The following is an 18792-nucleotide window of genomic DNA, read 5'->3' as shown; positions in this document are numbered from 1 at the left end:
AGCACCAAAAAAGTGCATAAAAAGGACAAACGCACGGTTTTGGATCGCGAATGCGCGTTTTTTGTGCCATAAAATGGGACATTATCACCGCCTTAGGCGTCAGGCCGGCGCTTGCCATATTGGCATTGCCTTTGCTATGAGGTTACTGGCGACACGCCATAGACAGGACGGGTGCGCAGCTAAGGTGCATCAAAACCATTCGATATTTTTTTTTGCCTCACAGGATGCTTTATGAAAAAAATTATGATTTCCACATTAGTCGCCGCGGCAACCTTGTTCGCGGCTGCTAATCAGGCACATGCGGGCGCGACATTGGATGCGGTTAAGAAAAAAGGTTTTGTACAATGCGGTATCAGCGACGGTCTGCCCGGCTTTTCCTATGCCGATGCCAGCGGTAAATTCACCGGGATCGATGTCGATGTGTGCCGGGCGGTTGCCGCCGCCGTGTTCGGCGATGCCAATAAAGTAAAATACACCCCGCTGACCGCCAAGGAACGGTTTACCGCCCTGCAATCGGGCGAGGTAGATCTGCTGTCCCGCAACACGACCTGGACCTCCTCCCGCGATGCCTCCATGGGTATTGTCTTCGCCGGCGTCAATTACTATGACGGCATCGGCTTCTTGACCAAAAAGAAAGCCGGTTTGAAGAGCGCCAAGGATCTGGACGGCGCCACCGTTTGTCTACAGTCCGGCACCGATACCGAACTGAACGTGGCCGACTATTTCAAATCGCATAAAATGCAGTATACCCCGTTGACGTTCGACCGTTCCGACGAAACCGCCAAAGCGCTGGAATCCGGCCGCTGCGATACGCTGTCTTCCGACCAATCGCAACTTTACGCCCTGCGCATCAAACTGGGCAAGCCCGATGATTACGTGGTATTGCCGGAAGTTATCTCGAAAGAGCCGCTGGGACCGGTGGTGCGTCGCGGCGACGACGACTGGTTCGCCATCGTCAAATGGTCGCTGTTCGCCATGCTGGATGCCGAAGAAATGGGTATCACCTCCAAAAACGTCGATCAGTTGGCCGCCAATCCGACCACGCCTGATATGGCCCACTTCCTGGGCAAAGAAGGTAATTACGGCGAACAACTGAAACTGCCGAATAACTGGGCGTACAACATCGTCAAGGAAGTAGGGAACTATGGCGAGAGCTTCGAACGCAATGTCGGCCAGGGCAGCCCGCTGAAAATCAAACGCGGCCTGAACGCGTTATGGAATCAAGGCGGTATCCAATACGCGCCGCCGGTACGTTAATAATAACAGCCCAACAGGCGGAAACACTGGCGCCGCGCGCCAGTGTTTTTCAGTAGATCTTTCTTTTCTGAGGCTTTCCACATGCAACAACGCCGAATCGCAAAAAGCGGTTTTTCCCTGACCAATCCGGCTATCCGCGCCTGGGTGTATCAGGTTGTGGCGGTCGTGGTACTCTTCGCGTTTGCCGGCTACATCCTTCACAACACGCTAACCAACCTCAGACACAGCGGCATCACGTCCGGCTTCGGCTTTCTAAGCGATCCCGCCGGTTTCGGCATCGTGCAGCATCTGATTTCCTTCCAGGATGGCGACACCTATGGACGGGTGTTTATTATCGGCCTGCTCAATACCCTGCTGGTTTCCGCGTTGTCGATTGTTTTTGCGTCCGTGATAGGTTTTTTCGTCGGGTTGGCCAGGCTTTCCGATAACTGGTTGTTACGCAAACTTTCCACTATCTACATCGAGACTTTCCGTAACATTCCGCTGTTGCTGCAGGTATTTTTCTGGTACTTCGCCGTGCTGCGCAATCTGCCCGGTCCGCGTCAGGCCGTCGACGCCTTCGATGTGATTTTCCTGAGCAACCGCGGCCTTTATCTTCCCATGCCGCTGGCCAGCGCCGGCGCATGGCCGACGTTTGTCGCCCTGGTCATCGCCATCGTCGTCGCCGTGGCGCTTTATCGTATCAACTCCCGGCATCAGATGGCCACCGGCGAACTCCGCCGCAGTTGGCCCTGGATCATCCTGCTATTGATAGCGTTGCCCGCCCTCGGCCAGTTCTTCTTCGGCGCCGCCGTGCATTGGGACATACCGGCGCTGCGCGGTTTCAACTTTCGCGGCGGCATGGCGCTTATCCCCGAACTGGCCGCGTTGGCGCTGGCGTTGTCCATTTATACCTCCAGTTTTATCGCCGAGATCATGCGGGCCGGCATCCAGTCGGTGCCTTATGGCCAACACGAAGCGGCGCGCTCCCTGGGGCTGCCCAATCCGGTAACGTTGAACAAGGTCATATTGCCCCAGGCAATGCGGGTCATTATCCCGCCGCTCACCAATCAATATCTTAATATTGTCAAAAACTCCTCCCTGGCGGCGGCAATCGGTTATCCGGATATGGTGTCGCTGTTTGCCGGGACGGTACTGAATCAGACCGGACAGGCGATTGAAACCATCGCCATGACCATGTCGGTTTATCTGATCATCAGCCTGACGATTTCTTTCCTCATGAATGTCTATAACCGGCGTAAAGCATTGGTTGAGCGCTAAGGGAAATCCATGACCATGACTTTATCTCATAACGAACCCGTAGCGACCGCATCCCGCAGCCGGCTGGCGTTGGCCTTGACCTGGGTGAGGCAAAACCTGTTTTCCAACGTGACCAACAGTATCGTGACGCTTTTGTGCCTCTGGCTGTTGTGGGTTTGTATCCCGCCGTTGCTCAACTGGCTGGTATTCCAGGCCAACTGGACGGGCGCCACCCGTGCCGACTGTACCCGGGACGGGGCCTGTTGGGTCTTTATCCATGCCCGGTTCGGGCAATTTATGTACGGTCTGTACCCCATGGGACAGCGCTGGCGTATCAATACCGTGCTGGTGGTTTTGCTACTGACCGCCTGGCCCTTCTTCTGGCGCGCCATGCCCCGGCGCGGACGCTATATCGCCTGCTGGGTCATCGCCTTCCCCCTCTTTACCTGGGTGATGCTTTACGGCGGCTTTTTGGGCTTGTCGCGGGTGGAAACCCGGCAATGGGGCGGGCTGACGCTGACGCTGATTATCTCATCGGTGGGTATTAGCGGCGCATTGCCGCTGGGCATACTGCTGGCGCTGGGCCGTCGTTCGAAGATGCCGGTGGTAAAATGGTTCTCCATTATCTTCATTGAATTATGGCGCGGCGTGCCGCTTATCACCGTGCTGTTTATGTCGTCCGTGATGTTGCCGCTGTTTCTCTCGGAAGGCACCAATATCGATAAACTGATCCGCGCGCTGGTCGGCGTTATCCTGTTTCAGTCCGCCTATGTGGCGGAGGTGGTGCGCGGCGGTCTGCAGGCGTTGCCCAAGGGCCAGTACGAGGCGGCCGAATCCCTGGCGCTCGGCTATTGGAAGACCCAGGCGCTGGTGATCCTGCCCCAGGCATTGAAAATCGTCATCCCCAACCTGGTCAATACCATTATCGAGCTGTTCAAAGATACCAGCCTGGTGGTCATCATCGGTTTGTTCGATTTGTTCAGCAGCGTTCAGCAAGCCACTGTCGATCCGGCCTGGCTCGGAATGTCGACGGAGGGTTATGTCTTCGCCGCCCTTGTCTACTGGATTTTCTGTTTCGGCATGTCCCGCTATAGCCAGCATTTGGAAAGACGTTTCCATACCGGGCATTCTTTAAAGCATTGAGGTGAAATATGAGCGACAATAACGCCACCCCGGCAGAACAATTGATGATTACGCTGGAAAACGTCAACAAATGGTATGGCCAGTTCCATGTCCTGAAAGACATCAATTTACAGGTGAAGGCCGGCGAGCGCATCGTCCTGTGCGGTCCGTCCGGCTCCGGCAAATCCACCACCATCCGTTGCATCAACCACCTCGAGGAGCATCAGCGCGGCACCATCGTGGTGGACGGCACTCTGCTGGACGACGATCTGCGCAATATTGAGCGGGTGCGGGCGGAAGTGGGCATGGTATTCCAGCATTTCAATCTGTTTCCCCATTTGACCGTCATGCAGAACTGTACCCTGGCGCCCATATGGGTCAGGAAAATGGCGCGCAAGGAGGCGGAGGAACTGGCGATGCATTTTCTGGAACGGGTGCGGATCGCCGAGCATGCCCACAAATTTCCGGGCCAGTTATCCGGCGGCCAGCAGCAACGGGTGGCTATTGCCCGCTCGCTGTGCATGAAACCCAAAATCATGCTGTTCGACGAACCCACTTCGGCTTTGGATCCGGAAATGGTCAAAGAAGTGCTGGATACCATGATAAGCCTGGCCAACGACGGAATGACCATGTTATGCGTCACCCACGAAATGGGCTTCGCCCGGACGGTGGCCGATCGGGTCATTTTCATGGACCGCGGGGAGATTGTCGAGGAAGCGTCGCCGGACGCCTTCTTCACCCAGCCAAAGTCCGAGCGTACCCGCGCGTTCCTGTCGCAAATCCTGCATTAAACCGTGACGCGTTATTTCAACAGCACGTCATACTGCGGATTGAACTCATCGAAAATCGGCAATGCCGCCGCCCCCAGGGCGGCGGTATCCGTGCCGGTCATACCGATCCTGACACGATAATCGTCCGGATACATACTGCGCACCGAGCGCAGCAGCGGCGACAGGCGCCGGACGATCTTTTCCACCAGCGGATGCGGCATTAAACCGCCGATGATCACCGTCTCCGCATCAAACAGGCATTCGAGAATATTGATCCCCTGACGGGCGGCCGGCAACGCCGATTCGACAAAGCGGTCGAACACGGACGCTTCTACCAAAAGCAAATCCTCGGGCATGGCCGTCATCGGATTAAGACCGCAGGTCTCATAGGCGGCCTGTAACGAAAGATACCGCTCAAGGCACCCCTGATTGCCGCAGGCGCAAGGCCTACCTCCCGGCCGTACCACCATATGGCCGACTTCGCCGGCGTTGTGGGCATGACCGGTGTAGATATGCCCGCGGGTGAAAATACCCGCTCCCAGGCCGGCGCCGATATAAAGATAAATAAAGGAATCCAGCTGCTTGGCCACGCCGTGAAAGCGTTCGCCAATGGCCGCCACGGTAGCGTCGTTTTCCAGCGTCACGGGCAACCCGCTGGCGCGGGACAATTCCGCCGCCACATCCACTTCCTCCCAGCCATGCAAGGTCGTCGGCCCTTGGGACGAAATACCCTCGACGCCAAAAGGTCCCGGCATGACCACCCCGATGCCCAGTAATTTGCGCCAGTCGATGGACATGCGCTGTTTCATTTCCCCCAGCAATTGCTCAATTAACGCAAGCGTCGCACCCGGTTGGGGCTTATGCACCAAACAAAGGCGCCGGAAGCGCACATGACCGGTCAGATCCACCAGCACCATCAGCAAAGTCTGGTGATCAAGATGGATGCCGATGGAATAGGCGCTATCGGGATTTAAGGTGATGGGCACCGCCGGTTGGCCGCGCCCGCCGATATGGCGCGGCAGGTGCGAGGAGAGGATCCCGGCCTGCTGTAGCTCGGCGACAATATTGGAAACGGTCTGCGGCGTCAGCGCGGTTAATCGCGCCAGTTCCGCCCGCGTCAGCTCGCCTTTTAGCCGGATGGCCTCAATGATTACCCGCCTGTTATGCGCTCTGGCATGTTCCAGATTCGTGCCTGAATTCTTCATTCACTTCCTAAATTGCCGCTGGTTTGTTGCCAGTATGCAACGATGCCCTTGACTCGTCACCCCGCCAACCGCCTGTTTATTGACGGCGCGCGGTCACGGCGCCGGCGGATAAGGGTTAATGCCGCCTCATTGCATTTTGCAGGATAGGCATTATTTAGCAATCAATTTGATTTAATAAACCCAAATGGCCGTTTTCGGCATGGCAATTGCACATGATTACCGCAATAGCCCCCTGCGAGAGAGAGACGACATCGCGATAGCCGTCACAAGATGGAAGCGCGGCGGTTGTGTCCGGCTATTAAAGCAATCAAATTGATTTAATGATTGCCCCAACCCCCATCATTACTGTTCCCGGAGAGAGTCATGAAGATAAAGAGATTGTGCCCTGCCCTGACCTTTTGCGCCTTGTCGGTCCTCTCGCTGGGGCTATCGGCGCAAGCCCTGGCGAAAACGCAAATCAACGCCTTGTTTATGACCCAGGCCGCATACAGCGAAAACGATATCCGCGCCATGACGGCCGATTTCACTAAACAGCACCCCGATATCGACGTTAATCTTGAATTTGTGCCCTATGAAGCCCTGCACGACAAGATTGTCGCGGCCAGGGGGGCCGGCGGCAACGGCTATGATGTGGTATTGTTCGATGCCATCTGGCCCGCCGAGTTTTATAAATTCGGTCTGTTGCAAGATGTCACCGCGCGGATCAACCCGCAAGACAGTAAGAAAATTTTTTCCGGGGCCATGAGCACCGTGACCTATAAAGACAAAATCTGGGGCATGCCCTGGATTCTCGACACCAAATATCTCTATTACAACAAGGCCATGTTAAACAAGGCCGGCATCACCGCCCCGCCGCAGACCTGGCAACAGGTGGAACAGCAATCGGAAATTCTGAAACAAAAAGGTATCGTCAAATACCCATTGGTATGGAGTTGGTCGCAGGCCGAAGCCCTTATTTGCGATTACACCACGCTGGTTTCGGCGTTCAAAGGGGGGTTTAGCGAACACGGCAAATTCAACTTCACCAATCCCGGTTCAATGCAGGCCGTCAATTACATGAAGGATACCTTGGATAAGGGCCTGACCAACCCCAATTCGCGTGAATACCTGGAAGAGGACGTCCGCAAAGCCTTTTCCAACGGCGACGCGGCCTTCGCCTTGAACTGGACCTATATGTATAACATGGCCAACGACCCGAAGCAGAGTAAAGTGGCGGGCGAGGTGGGCATCATCCCGGCGCCCGGATCCACGCCGGGCGACGTCTCGGCGGTCAACGGCTCAATGGGTCTCGGTATCGCCAAAGGCAGCCAGCATCCGGAACAGGCCTGGCAATATATCACCTATATGACCTCCCAGCCGGTGCAGGACAAATATGCCCGCCTGAGTCTGCCCATCTGGAAATCGTCTTACGACGATCCCGCGGTACAGCAGGGGCAAGAACCGCTTATCGCCGCAGCGAAACAATCGCTGAACGTTATGCTGTCGCGTCCGGCGACCGATGAATATTCACGCCTGTCCAATATCCTGCAACAGGATCTGCAACAGGTACTGCAAAACCAGGTCACGCCGGAGGCCGGTATGCAGGCGGCGACCAAGGCGGCCGATCGTCTGCGTTAAGGATTGCCCCGTTATGCTCAGTTTGCCGCAACGCGAGCGTCGTCAGGCATGGGTACTGCTGGCGCCCATGCTGCTGATGATGTTTTTACTGACCGCCTGGCCGCTGGCCCGAACCCTGTGGCTCAGTTTCACCGACGCCGCGCTGATAGGCGGAGGGACGCCGCCGCGGCCGGTCGGTTTTGATAATTATGTCTATGCCCTGACCGACCCCGATTTTTTGGCCGCTTTGGCGCGCACGTTATATTTCACCGTGGTGTCGGTGGCCTGCGAGGGGGTCATCGGCGTGTTGGTGGCGCTATTGCTAAACCAGAAATTCCACGGCCGCGGCCTATTGCGGGTACTGGTGATACTGCCCTGGGCATTGCCGACCATCGTCAACGCCATGATGTGGCGGCTTAATTTCAATCCGGATTACGGCAGCGTCAATGCCTTGCTGACCCAACTCGGCCTTATCAGTCATTACCGCAGTTGGCTGGGCTCGCCCGATTCGGCCATAAACGCCGTGATGGCGGCCGATATCTGGAAAAACTATCCGCTGGTGACGCTCTTGACGCTGGCCGCATTGCAAACCATTCCGGATGATTTGTTCGAAGCCGCCCGTATCGACGGCGCGTCCGCCTGGCGGCGGTTTCGCGCCATCACCCTGCCGGCGATCCTCGGTCCGCTGGGCGTGGCGCTGGTGCTGCGTACCATCGATGCCTTCAAGATTTTCGATATCATTTATGTCATGACCCGCGGCGGGCCGGTGGATAGCACCAAGACGCTGAGCTTTTTCGTCTACCAGGAATCGTTTAGCTATTTGCGCGCCGGCAGCGGCGCCGCCTATGCCATTTTGATGACCCTGTTGTGCGGCATACTGATCGTCGTCTATATGCTGATGCTGGCGCGCCAGCGCCGGCGGGAGGTTTGGCAATGAAACGCCACATCCACACCTTGCTGCGTTATCTCGCGGCGTTAGTCCTGGCGACAACCATTGTGGCGCCACTGGGTTGGCTGTTTTTAATGAGCGTCAGCTCCTCGGCGGATCTGGCCAGGGTTCCGCTGGAGTGGCTACCGCGGCAATGGGATTTCAGCCGCTACGGCCGTTTGCTGTCGCTGGCGCCAGGACAACCGGGCGAGTTGTTTTTGCACGCGCTGGCCAATAGCATCCTGACCGCCACCGGCGCCACTTTGATTTCCTTGCTGCTGGCGATACCGGCGGCATTCGGTTTTTCGCGCTATCCGGGGCGCGGTGGCTGGCTAACCGCCAGCCTGGCCATTTATATGGTCCCGCCGGTAGCCTTCGTCCTGCCGCTGTACTTCATCCTGCAATGGCTGGGACTGCTCAATACCCATCTGGGCCTGATTTTGGTGTATTGTTCGCTGATACTGCCGTTTCTCACCTGGATGCTGAAAAACCAGTTCGACGCTTTGCCACGGGATATCGAACAGGCGGCCCGTCTGGATGGTCTGCGATTCTGGCAGGTTTTGCTGCGCATTACGTTACCGCTGGGCAAACCCTCGCTCGCCGCCTCAACCGTGTTCGGCTGGCTGCTGGCCTGGGATGAATTTTTCTACGCGCTGTTATTTACCAATAATATCCAGGCCCAGACCTTGCCGGTGACCATCGCCGGTTTTACCGCCGGGCGCGCCACGGACGACGGACTTATCGCCGCGGTCGGCATTTTGGCTTCCATTCCGCCACTGATTATTGCGATCTGGCTGCAAAAATTCCTGGTGAGCGGTCTCACCAGCGGCGGTAGCAAGGGTTAATCAACCACAAGTATTCGATACTATGACGACGACTTCCTCCACCGCCACGCTATATGTGGCGGGTAATATCAATATCGATCTTATCATGGGAACGCTCAGGCAATGGCCGGCCCGCGGCACCGAGGCGATGCTGGACTACAGCGCGCTGCGTCCCGGCGGCTCGGCGGGCAACTGCGTCTTGGCGCTGGCGGCGCTGGGAACGCCCCACCGCGCGGTAGCCAATCAGGGCAATGATCACTTTTCCGGCTGGCTGGCAAAGCATTTTGCCGATAGCGCGCCCCACTGGCCGCGTTATGACTGCGAGACCTCCCTCACAGTCGGCATCACCCATCCGGATAATGAACGGACGTTTTTCAGCAACCAGGGGCATATCGTCCGCCTGTCGCAACAGGATGTCCTGCGGCAGTTGCCTGAAAAAGCGACGCCGGGAGACCGGGTTTTGCTGTGCGGAACCTTTTTATGCCTGCGCCTGTTCGAGGATTATGCCGATTTGCTGGCCGCGCTGCGGCAGCGGGGTTTTGCCGTGGCGGTGGATACCGGTTGGCCGCCGCAGGGCTGGAACAGAGATATACGGCGTCGTATCGCCGGTTGGCTTAAATATTGCGATTATTTACTCCTGAACGAGGTGGAGACTCAGGGCCTGGCCGACAACCCGGACCTCAAGATCGGTGGCCGCCGTCTGGCCGAGCAACTGGCGCCCGACGGCGCTTGCGTCATTAAGCGCGGGCGAGAAGGCGCCATGCTGGTGGATAACCAGGAAGTTATCGTCCGCGCGGCGGAACCGGTGACAGTCATTGATACCATCGGCGCCGGCGACAGTTTCAATGCCGGTTTTTTAAGCGCCCTGTTATATGGCCATAACCGGCGGCAGGCGTTGTACTGGGGCATCCGGGTCGCGGGACAGGCTATTAGCAGTTCGCCGCGCCGCTATCCGGATCGCGCCGCTCTTCAATCCTATACCGGCGAGGAATAAGCCATGGCGAGCGTCGAACTGATTAATGTAGCCAAGCGTTATGGCAAACATTCCGTATTAAAACCGCTGGATTTAACCATCCCGGACGGCAGCTTTACCGTTTTGGTCGGTCCTTCCGGCTGCGGAAAATCCACGTTATTGCGATTGCTGGCGGGTCTGGACACCGTTTCGCAGGGGGATATCTTTATCGATCGCCAGCAAATCAATAATCTGGATCCCGCCGATCGGGATATCGCGATGGTATTTCAAAGTTATGCGCTTTACCCGCACTTGACCGTGGCGGAAAACCTGGCGTTTCACATGCAGGTCAAAAAGGTGCCCCGCCTGGAACAGCAGGCCAAGGTGCAGCAAATCGCCAAGATGCTCGGGATCGAACGTCTCTTGCAACGCTTGCCGAAAGCCCTGTCCGGCGGTCAACGGCAACGGGTGGCCATGGGTCGGGCCATGGTGCGCAACCCCCGGGTATTTCTTTTCGATGAACCCTTATCCAACCTGGACGCCCAGTTGCGCATGGAGCTGCGCGCTGAGATCAAATCCCTTCACCAACGGTTCAAAACCACCACGATATACGTCACGCACGATCAGATTGAAGCCATGACGCTGGCGGATCAAATTGTGGTCATGAAAGACGGCGCCATCATTCAGCAAGGGGAGCCGCTGGCTATTTACGATCGGCCGGTCGATACTTTTGTGGCGCGATTCATCGGCTCGCCCCCCATGAACCTGTTGCCGGGCGTTTGTACCGCGCGCGAAGGCCGGCCCGGCGTCTTATGCGGACCCTTGTGGTTTCCCCTGGCCGATAAATGGCATGCCGCCGCCCGGCGGCAGGGCGACAAACCGATTACTTTGGGCATTCGCCCCCATGATTTTCAGTATGTCGACGGCAATGAGGGGACGCTGCCCGCCGCGACCTTGCGGCTTCAGGAAATCACTGGCGAAACCAGCCTATTACATGTGGATTGGGGGGAATTTCCGCTGCATGTCCAATTTGCCGGCCGTCTGCCCGGCTTGCCGGGTCAGCGGATATCGTTGGAAGTCAAACCGCGGGGCCTGCATCTTTTCGATGCCGCCAGCGGCCGGCGACTGGAAGAGACGCATGCCGGCACTTAAGTCTGTGCCGGCCGCGCAAGTATGCGCCGCTGTCGGCGGGGAGGCTCAGTCGATGTTATCGACCAAAGCGAATCGCCGTTGCCCTTGTTCGGCAAAGACGGCGCAATCATTAAGATAATTGCGGGCGGCAAGCACCAGTTTGCCGAATGACAGGGTGTGATAAGCAACGCCTGCCGCCCCGGCGGTTTGCGAGAGGTTGCCGCCGCAATGGATATCCGCCGCGGCATAGAGGCCGCCGCTTACCCCACCCGTCATCGCGGCAATCTTTTCCGCCCTGCCGGACGTCCATCGCGGGGCCGCTTGCCCATGGGCCAGGTCGGTAAAGGCCGGATAACGGTGATACCGCGCCGGCTCCCCGCCATCATCGCCGGCAATCGACGACGCCATCGGCATCCGTGTCATAAACAGGCTGTCTGCGCGACGATCCTGCGATTCAGCATTGCCCAAAAATAGCCGCCAGGGATTGGCGATGATCGCCGCGGCGTAATCATCAAGGCGTTTACCCCAGCCCGCGCCATAATACGCCCCGGCGCCCGCCGTCTCGCCGACCCGCGCGCTGCCGTCAACCCGACCCAGCGCCCAGCCGCCGATGACGCCGCCGACCGCCGCGCCGGTGTGGATCGCCATATTGGCTTTGCCACCGGCCAGTCTATCCACCGTGCCGATAGCGGCGCCGGCGGCATTGGCGCCGGCCAAGCCGGCCGCGCCGCTATCGCCGAAGCCAGCCAGGCTGGCGGCTTTTTTGACGGAATAATACCCCGCCACGGAGGCAATGGCTTTCCCTCTCCCCGACGCACGGTAGACGCCGGCCGAGACCAGCCCAACCGAAGCGCCGGCGATCGATTGCGTGTGCGTTGAGGTTTTCGGCAAGATTTTGTCCATGAGCAGGGCAAATCTGTCCGGCCCAGCGACGGTATAAACGCCCGCCGCGATCCCCACCCCCACAGCCAGCATTTGAACGAGCGACAGCATGCCCACCGGGATGCCGAACATGGCGGCTATCGGCATCAGCACGGCGGTGACGGCCACGGCCAGAGCGGCGGTTTTCACCGCGACCTGCATAACGGTTTTCATCCGTGTCGCTTGACAGGCGGGACGGGGAGCGTCGGCCATAACCGGTTTGATCGGGCCGGCATCGGCCGTAGTCCGTCCCCCCGCGACAGCATCCCCCGCTTGCGGGGCCGATATCGGCATTGTCCGGCACGCCCCGTGGTTTCGTCCAGGCAATGCCGTGTTCTGTGGCGAAAGACGGGAAGAGACCAAACTATCTCGCGGGCCGCCCGAATCGATCGGAACCGGCCTGGACAGCATGTCGTCCCCCCGTGCCGGCGAACCCGGGATACCGGCATGCGCGCCGACGCGGCGACAGGTTTGCGGGCTATTATGAACGGCCTGCGGACGCGGTCCTTTATTGTGTTGCGCCACGGACGCGGCGGCGGACGCGGTGTTTTCCCTTGAGACGGTGGCAATTATGTTGGGCATAGGGGTACCTCCTGATAATGTGATTTACAATAATCAGAAGTGATACCTATGGCTTTCAGAAACTGACGATTCCAAGGCGATAGCGGGGGGTTTTCCTGCCGCCAGAATCCCTATTGCCGCCCCAACGCCCCTTCGCCCGAACCAGGGCCGCGAAAATCGCCGGCATTATGGCGATCGAGAGGCATTCCGATCGTTTGCCACTCTTTTCTCCGTGTCCTTGCGAAAGCATTTGCATTCGCCGCCAAAAAAACGAAAATCGTTTCCATGATATGAAAAAGGAATGTTCGCCATGGTTTCTCCCGACATCATCAAACGCGGCAAAAAACCCCGCGCCGCCACTTCCGTTACCGCGACGCCCGCCGGGCAGATCCAATCGCTAACCCGCGGCCTGACGTTGCTTGAATACATAGCCCATGCCAACGGCAGCATCGCGCTGACTGAACTGGCGCAACAGGCTGGGCTGCCCAATTCCACCACGCACCGTCTACTGACGACGATGCAACAGCAGGGGTTTGTGCGCCAGGTGGGCGATCTGGGGTTATGGAGCATCGGCACGCAAGCCTTTATCGTCGGCGCCAGCTTTCTGCAAAGCCGGAATCTGCTGGCCATGGTGCATCCGATACTGCGAAAGCTCATGGAAAGCTCCGGGGAAACCGTCAATATGGCGGTGTTGGATCAATCGGATTATCAGGCGATTATCATTGACCAGGTGCAGTGTAACGCGCTGATGCGCATGTCCGCGCCCATTGGCGGTAAACTGCCCATGCACGCCTCCGGCGCCGGTAAGGCCTTGCTGGCCGCGCTGACGGATGACAAAGTCTCGCAACTGCTGCATCACAAAGGGCTGCAAAGCTATACGCCGCAGACGCTCAATACCCGGACGCTAAAAGAGAATCTGGCGCAAATTCGCCGCCAGGGCTATGCCTTTGACGATGAAGAACACGCGTTGGGGTTGCGCTGCGTGGCGGCGTGCATTTTCGACGAACACCACGACGCGGTGGCGGCCATATCCATTTCCGGCCCGGTATCGCGCATCAACGACGTGCGCGTGACGGAACTCGGCGCGCTAGTGATCCGGGCCGCGAAAGAGATCACCCTTGCCTATGGCGGCATGGGTTAACAGACGTTCTGACCGGTCGGCGTTTTGGCGGCGGCCCCCGCCATAGCGCTGGCAAAAGCGCTGGCTTCGCCGGTAAGCGAAAACATCCTCCACGTGTCCCTCGCGGATGCGTTTTTGTAAGTCGCGCCAGTAATTCGCCTGGAATAAATCGCCGTGCAATTCCTCAAACAACCGCAACAAACGGCGATTGCCGCACAAAAAACGACGAAACTCCTCGGGGAAGACGTCGTTAAGTCCGACGCTATACCAAGGTTCCGCCGCCAGTTCGTCGGCCGGATCGCGCGGCGGCGGAATATTGCGAAAATTCATCTCGGTCATATAACAAATCTCGTCATAATCGTAAAATACCACCCGGCCATGGCGAGTGACGCCAAAGTTTTTCATCAGCATATCGCCGGGGAAAATATTCGCCGCCGCCAGTTGCCGAATGGCATTGCCGTATTCCTCAATCGCTTCATGCAATGCCCGTCCCTCGACCTGCGTCAAATAAAGGTTGAGCGGCGTCATCCGCCGTTCCATATACAAATGACGAATCACCAGCCTGTCGCCCAGATCCTCCAGTTTTCCCGGCGCCTCGCGCCACAACTCCTCCAATAGCGGCGGACTGATGCGGGATTTTTCCAGCACAAAATTCTCATATTCCTGGGTATCCGCCATGCGTCCAACGCGATCATGTTCTTTCACTATTTGATAACAGGCGCGAACCCGCGCTTCATCAACGGCTTTTTCCGGTGCGAAGCGGTCTTTAATCACTTTGAACACCCGCTCGAAAGAAGGCAGTGTGAACACCAGCATCACCATGCCTTTTACGCCAGGGGCGATAACGAATTGCTCCTGGGAATGTTCCAGAAAACGCAGGTATTCCCGGTAATATTCGGTTTTACTGTGTTTCTGGCAACCGATCGCCAGGTAAAGTTCTGAGGTGGTCTTACCCGGCAGGATTTCCCGCAACCAGTTGACCAATGCCGATGGCAGCGGCGCGTACACCATAAAATAAGAACGGGCGAAACCGAACACGATGCTTGCCTCATCGTAGCGGGTCAGACAGGTATCGATAAACAACGCGCCATGCTCGTTGCGGTGAATCGGCAACAACAACGGGAAGATCCCTTGCGGCAGAATAAGCTTCCCCACCAGCCAGGCGGCCTTGTTGCGGTAAAACAGTTCATTGGCGACTTGCAATACCGATTTCGCCAGGCACTGTTTGGGGAAATTTTCCCGCAGCGCGCGTATCACATAATCAATATCCCGTCGTTGATCCTCCCAAGGCAACCGCAACGGCAACGCGTTCAATATGTGTCGCAAGACCCCCTCCCAGTCGCCGTCGGGACGGTAAACCCGCGCCAGTGGACGCGGGACTTCATGGAAACGCGCGGAGGGTTGGGAACTGAAAACAAACAATTTATCCGGCGTTAGCGACCGATGGTTAAACAGCCGGCAATACACGGAATTAAAAAAACTTTCGGCAATTTCAAACCTGGGGTAATCCGGCAGTAGCCCGGTATAAATCTCTTTTACCCGAACAATAAAATCGGTCTCATGGCATTGTTCGGTGATACACAATAATTGTTCAACCACCAGGCCGACATGATGGTCATAGAGATGAATACGCCGCTTCATGGCCTGCTGCACCGCCTGCCAGTCCGCCTGCTCGAACCGTTGTTGCGCCCCGGCCGTCACCTCCAGAAATTGCCCGTATTGCGCATCAAACCCCTGCAAAATGGTTTGCGCCACTAATTGATGCCGATCGCGCATCGTCACTCCCCGGTATTTGCTTTTATGCCATGCGGCCGTTGCCTGGCCGCATCGTCCGACACCGCCGTCAGAACTGCTGTTCTTCCGTGGAACCGGTCAACGCCGTTACGGAAGAAGCGCCCCCCTGAATCAGGGTCGTTACCTTGTCAAAATAACCGGTGCCCACTTCCTGCTGGTGCGACGAGAAAGTATATCCCTGCGCCATGGCGGCGAACTCCCGCTGCTGCACCTTTTCAACATAATGCTTCATGCCTTCTCCCTGCGCATAGGCGTGCGCCAAATCGAACATGTTGAACCACATGCTGTGGATGCCGGCCAGGGTGATAAACTGATATCGGTAGCCCATATCCGATAATTCATCCTGGAAACGGGCGATGGTGCGATCGTCCAGATTTTTCTTCCAGTTGAAGGAAGGGGAACAGTTATAGGCCAGCATCTTACCGGGGAAGCGGTCATGGATGGCCTCGGCGAAACGCCGCGCCTGCGCCAGATCCGGCGTGGACGTTTCACACCACACCAGATCGGCATAAGGCGCGTAAGCCAGTCCGCGGCTGATGGCTTGCTCTACGCCGGCCTGGGTGCGAAAGAAACCCTCCACTGTGCGTTCGCCGGTAATAAAGCGCTGATCGCGGCTATCGCAATCCGACGTCAGCAAATCCGCCGCGTCCGCATCGGTTCGGGCGACCAGCAATGTCGGCACGCCCATGACATCCGCCGCTAACCGGGCCGCAATCAGTTTTTGCACCGCTTCCTGCGTCGGTACCAAGACCTTGCCGCCCATATGGCCGCATTTTTTCACCGACGCCAGTTGATCCTCGAAGTGTACCGCCGCCGCGCCCGTCTCAATCATCGCTTTCATCAATTCGAACGCATTCAATACGCCGCCGAACCCGGCTTCCGCATCCGCCACAATCGGCAAGAAATAATCGATATACCGCGGGTCGCCCGGTTCGATACCGTTCGCCCACTGGATCTGATCCGCGCGGCGAAACGTGTTATTGATGCGCTGCACCACCGCCGGTACGGAATTGGACGGATAAAGCGATTGGTCCGGGTACATGGCGGCGGCCAGGTTGGCATCCGCCGCCACCTGCCAGCCGGAAAGATATATCGCCTCGATTCCGGCCTTCGCTTGCTGTAGCGCCTGACCGCCGGTTAGTACCCCAAGGCAGTTGACATATTCTTTTCGCGCGCCGCCGTGCAACAGATCCCACAGTCTTTCCGCGCCTCGCTGCGCCAGTGTACAGGCCGGGTTCACCGAACCTCGCAAATTGATCACATCTTTCGCCTGATATGGTCGGACAATGCCTTCCCACCGTGGTTTTTGCCAGTCTTGTTCAAGTTGCTGCGCAGAGTGAATACGAGAGGTGATGCTCATGGCGATTCCTTTTTTTAAGATTAAACAAGCAAGTCGTAACCGGATAAGGTGAGAAAATCGATCAGTTCGTCCTGTGTGGTGATACGCTCCATCAATCGTGCCGCTTGTTCAAAACGTCCAGACTGAAAACGCGCGTCGCCAAGTTCTTGGCGAATCACCTGCATCTCTTCTTCCAGCATCCGTCGAAACAATGCTTTGGTTACCGCGCGCCCGTCGTTGAGCGTTTTTCCGTGGTGAATCCACTGCCAGATAGAGGTGCGCGAAATTTCCGCGGTGGCGGCATCTTCCATTAACCCGTAAATCGGCACACAGCCATTGCCGGAAATCCAGGCTTCCAGGTATTGCACCGCCACACGGATATTAGCGCGCATGCCGGCTTCGGAACGTTCGCCCGGACAGGGGGCCAGTAAATCCGCGGCGATCACCGGCGCGTCATGTTCTCTCAAAATGGTCAATTGATTCTGTCGCCCGGCCAAGATAGCGTCGAAGATAGGCAACACGGTATCCGCCAGCCCAGGATGGGCGATCCAGGTTCCGTCGTGTCCATTACGGGCCTCCCGTTCTTTGTCCTGCCGGACTTTTTCCTGTACCACGGCATTACGCGCCGCATCCTTGCCGGGAATAAACGCCGACATACCGCCCATGGCGAAAGCCCCGCGCCGGTGGCAGGTCCGAATCAGCAAACGTGAATAGGCATCAAGAAACGGCTGGTCCATGGTGACCGATTGTCTGTCCGGCAAAACGCGATCGGCGTGATTTTTCAACGTTTTGATATAACTGAAAATATAATCCCAGCGACCACAGTTTAAGCCGACAATATGGTCGCGCATGCTGTAGAGAATCTCATCCATCTGGAAAACGGCCGGCAGCGTTTCAATCAATATTGTGGCTTTAATTGTGCCGCGCGGCAGATCAAAACGATCTTCCGTATAGCTGAATATTTCGTCCCACCAGGCGGCTTCATGGTAAGACTGTAATTTAGGAAGATAAAAGTAGGGCCCGCTGCCTTTATTCAACAATTCTCTGTGGTTATGGAAAAAATACAGTGCAAAATCAAGCAGGCAACCGGGAATGGGTTGTCCACGCCATGTCACATTCTTTTCCGGCATATGCAGGCCGCGGACGCGGCAAATCAACACTGCGGGGTCGGGTTTGAGTTGGTAAATTTTACCCTCGTCGCTGGTATAGGCGATGACGCCCCGTACCGCATCGCGCAAATTGATCTGTCCTTCCATGATCTTTCGCCAGGCTGGCGCCAGCGAGTCCTCGAAATCCGCCATAAACACTTTTACGTTGGCATTAAGCGCATTGATGATCATTTTGCGCTCCACCGGACCGGTGATTTCCACCCTCCGGTCCAGCAGGTCAACAGGGATACCACGGATCTTCCATTCCGCGCTTCTTATGGAAACTGTTTCTGGAGTAAATGCCGGTAATACCCCTGCGTCGATCCGGCGTTGATATTCCTGCCGCTGCGCCAGTAATTTATCCCGCGGCACGGTAAATCGGCCGACCAGATCAGCGAGAAAGTCGATAGCCCCGTCTGTCAAAATCTGTTGTTCAACCTCACCTTTAGGCTGGTTAAACGTCAATTCTCTGTTCATCGTCTGTTGCGTCATGTGATTTTTCCCATACAGATGGCCTTCACTGCGCCTAGCGAACCGATGTTGCCAATGCGATCATTTTTCAACCAACACGGGCAAGCTTAATCCGATCTGTACATTAAAATCAAAAACAATTTCCATTTTTTACTTTTAAAATGAACATATATATGATTTCAAAGGTTTTTTTTATTATAAAATAATAGAATTTATTTCTGATAAACCTTGTATCACGGCGTGTGTTTCAGAAATAGTGCCTGGCATCTTGGAAATGCGCACTGAAAACTGAACCAGTCTGCATTATGGGCGGGTCTGCACCGTCGGGAGTACGCCCATGTCGGGCGCATAAAAAAAGCCCTGTACCTAAGTACAGGGCTTGTCTGTTGGATGCCTGGCGGTTCCCTACTCTCG

Annotated in this window: 15 protein-coding genes; 10 read left to right on the top strand and 5 right to left on the bottom strand. The window is 56.7% G+C overall.

The window, feature by feature from the left end:
• The first annotated feature begins 231 nt into the window (after positions 1 to 231).
• The 4 genes from FCN80_RS07840 to FCN80_RS07825 all read left to right on the top strand — a co-directional run bounded on the left by FCN80_RS07840 (position 232) and on the right by FCN80_RS07825 (position 4409).
• A complete protein-coding gene (locus FCN80_RS07840) occupies positions 232 to 1257 on the top strand; it encodes an amino acid ABC transporter substrate-binding protein (protein WP_136989611.1) in 1026 nt (341 codons plus the stop codon).
• 81 nt (positions 1258 to 1338) lie between these two features.
• Positions 1339 to 2517 (top strand): amino acid ABC transporter permease, encoded by a 1179-nt coding sequence (locus tag FCN80_RS07835; protein ID WP_136989610.1) that lies wholly within the window; start codon positions 1339 to 1341, stop codon positions 2515 to 2517.
• A 9-nt stretch (positions 2518 to 2526) separates the two neighbouring features.
• Positions 2527 to 3639, top strand: a complete 1113-nt coding sequence (locus tag FCN80_RS07830) for an amino acid ABC transporter permease (RefSeq protein ID WP_136989609.1) — start codon at positions 2527 to 2529, stop codon at positions 3637 to 3639.
• An 8-nt stretch (positions 3640 to 3647) separates the two neighbouring features.
• On the top strand, positions 3648 to 4409 hold the full coding sequence (locus FCN80_RS07825; protein WP_136989608.1) for an amino acid ABC transporter ATP-binding protein: 762 nt from the start codon (positions 3648 to 3650) through the stop codon (positions 4407 to 4409).
• An 11-nt stretch (positions 4410 to 4420) separates the two neighbouring features.
• Here FCN80_RS07825 and FCN80_RS07820 read toward each other — a convergent pair whose 3' ends face one another.
• Positions 4421 to 5593 carry an ROK family transcriptional regulator gene (locus FCN80_RS07820; protein WP_136989607.1) on the bottom strand — a complete coding sequence of 391 codons (1173 nt, stop codon included), beginning with the start codon at positions 5591 to 5593 and terminating at the stop codon, positions 4421 to 4423.
• A 363-nt stretch (positions 5594 to 5956) separates the two neighbouring features.
• Between FCN80_RS07820 and FCN80_RS07815 the strand changes: the two genes are divergently transcribed.
• The 5 genes from FCN80_RS07815 to FCN80_RS07795 are packed head-to-tail and all read left to right on the top strand — an operon-like array spanning position 5957 to position 11045.
• A complete protein-coding gene (locus FCN80_RS07815) occupies positions 5957 to 7210 on the top strand; it encodes an extracellular solute-binding protein (RefSeq protein ID WP_136989606.1) in 1254 nt (417 codons plus the stop codon).
• 13 nt (positions 7211 to 7223) lie between these two features.
• Positions 7224 to 8126, top strand: coding sequence for a carbohydrate ABC transporter permease (locus tag FCN80_RS07810; protein WP_136989605.1), 903 nt, complete (start codon positions 7224 to 7226; stop codon positions 8124 to 8126).
• The gene (locus FCN80_RS07805) at positions 8123 to 8962 is read left to right on the top strand and encodes a carbohydrate ABC transporter permease (protein WP_136989604.1); all 840 of its coding nucleotides are present in this window, start codon (positions 8123 to 8125) and stop codon (positions 8960 to 8962) included. The genes FCN80_RS07810 and FCN80_RS07805 overlap by 4 nt, the downstream gene beginning before the upstream one ends.
• A gap of 22 nt (positions 8963 to 8984) precedes the next feature.
• Entirely contained in the window at positions 8985 to 9935 is a 951-nt protein-coding gene (locus FCN80_RS07800; RefSeq protein ID WP_136989603.1) for a carbohydrate kinase family protein, read from the top strand.
• Between the two features lie 3 nt (positions 9936 to 9938).
• Positions 9939 to 11045: an ABC transporter ATP-binding protein gene (locus tag FCN80_RS07795; protein WP_136989602.1), complete on the top strand. Its 1107-nt coding sequence runs from the start codon at positions 9939 to 9941 to the stop codon at positions 11043 to 11045.
• Between the two features lie 45 nt (positions 11046 to 11090).
• Here the strand turns inward: FCN80_RS07795 and FCN80_RS07790 are convergent, their stop codons facing one another.
• On the bottom strand, positions 11091 to 12527 hold the full coding sequence (locus FCN80_RS07790) for a hypothetical protein (RefSeq protein ID WP_136989601.1): 1437 nt from the start codon (positions 12525 to 12527) through the stop codon (positions 11091 to 11093).
• Positions 12528 to 12816: 289 nt separating this feature from the next.
• On the opposite strand from FCN80_RS07790, the gene iclR reads away from it, so the two are divergent.
• On the top strand, positions 12817 to 13647 hold the full coding sequence (gene iclR, locus FCN80_RS07785; RefSeq protein ID WP_136989600.1) for a glyoxylate bypass operon transcriptional repressor IclR: 831 nt from the start codon (positions 12817 to 12819) through the stop codon (positions 13645 to 13647).
• Here the strand turns inward: iclR and aceK are convergent.
• The 3 genes from aceK to aceB form a co-directional block, all read right to left on the bottom strand.
• Complete coding sequence (gene aceK / locus FCN80_RS07780) at positions 13594 to 15402, bottom strand: bifunctional isocitrate dehydrogenase kinase/phosphatase (RefSeq protein ID WP_136989599.1); 1809 nt, start codon at positions 15400 to 15402, stop codon at positions 13594 to 13596. The genes iclR and aceK overlap by 54 nt on opposite strands.
• A gap of 67 nt (positions 15403 to 15469) precedes the next feature.
• Positions 15470 to 16780, bottom strand: a complete 1311-nt coding sequence (gene aceA / locus FCN80_RS07775) for an isocitrate lyase (RefSeq protein ID WP_136989598.1) — start codon at positions 16778 to 16780, stop codon at positions 15470 to 15472.
• Between the two features lie 20 nt (positions 16781 to 16800).
• The gene (aceB, locus tag FCN80_RS07770; protein WP_136989597.1) at positions 16801 to 18399 is read right to left on the bottom strand and encodes a malate synthase A; all 1599 of its coding nucleotides are present in this window, start codon (positions 18397 to 18399) and stop codon (positions 16801 to 16803) included.
• Between the last annotated feature and the right edge of the window lie 393 nt (positions 18400 to 18792).

Source organism: Martelella alba (genome assembly GCF_005217455.1).
Taxonomy (GTDB): Bacteria; Pseudomonadota; Gammaproteobacteria; order Enterobacterales; family Enterobacteriaceae; genus Acerihabitans.
Note: the sequence above shows the minus strand (reverse complement) of the source record. Positions and strands in the feature narration are given on the sequence as shown.

Excerpts from the sequence above, each read along its gene's own strand:
- FCN80_RS07805 (WP_136989604.1), top strand. The coding sequence starts at position 8,123 with ATGAAACGCCACATCCACACCTTGCTGCGTTATCTCGCGGCGTTAGTC.
- FCN80_RS07810 (WP_136989605.1), top strand. The coding sequence starts at position 7,224 with ATGCTCAGTTTGCCGCAACGCGAGCGTCGTCAGGCATGGGTACTGCTG.
- FCN80_RS07825 (WP_136989608.1), top strand. The coding sequence starts at position 3,648 with ATGAGCGACAATAACGCCACCCCGGCAGAACAATTGATGATTACGCTG.
- aceA (WP_136989598.1), bottom strand. The coding sequence starts at position 16,780 with ATGAGCATCACCTCTCGTATTCACTCTGCGCAGCAACTTGAACAAGAC.
- iclR (WP_136989600.1), top strand. The coding sequence starts at position 12,817 with ATGGTTTCTCCCGACATCATCAAACGCGGCAAAAAACCCCGCGCCGCC.
- FCN80_RS07830 (WP_136989609.1), top strand. The coding sequence starts at position 2,527 with ATGACCATGACTTTATCTCATAACGAACCCGTAGCGACCGCATCCCGC.
- FCN80_RS07815 (WP_136989606.1), top strand. The coding sequence starts at position 5,957 with ATGAAGATAAAGAGATTGTGCCCTGCCCTGACCTTTTGCGCCTTGTCG.
- aceK (WP_136989599.1), bottom strand. The coding sequence starts at position 15,402 with ATGCGCGATCGGCATCAATTAGTGGCGCAAACCATTTTGCAGGGGTTT.
- FCN80_RS07800 (WP_136989603.1), top strand. The coding sequence starts at position 8,985 with ATGACGACGACTTCCTCCACCGCCACGCTATATGTGGCGGGTAATATC.
- FCN80_RS07840 (WP_136989611.1), top strand. The coding sequence starts at position 232 with ATGAAAAAAATTATGATTTCCACATTAGTCGCCGCGGCAACCTTGTTC.
- FCN80_RS07835 (WP_136989610.1), top strand. The coding sequence starts at position 1,339 with ATGCAACAACGCCGAATCGCAAAAAGCGGTTTTTCCCTGACCAATCCG.
- FCN80_RS07795 (WP_136989602.1), top strand. The coding sequence starts at position 9,939 with ATGGCGAGCGTCGAACTGATTAATGTAGCCAAGCGTTATGGCAAACAT.
- FCN80_RS07820 (WP_136989607.1), bottom strand. The coding sequence starts at position 5,593 with ATGAAGAATTCAGGCACGAATCTGGAACATGCCAGAGCGCATAACAGG.
- FCN80_RS07790 (WP_136989601.1), bottom strand. The coding sequence starts at position 12,527 with ATGCCCAACATAATTGCCACCGTCTCAAGGGAAAACACCGCGTCCGCC.
- aceB (WP_136989597.1), bottom strand. The coding sequence starts at position 18,399 with ATGACGCAACAGACGATGAACAGAGAATTGACGTTTAACCAGCCTAAA.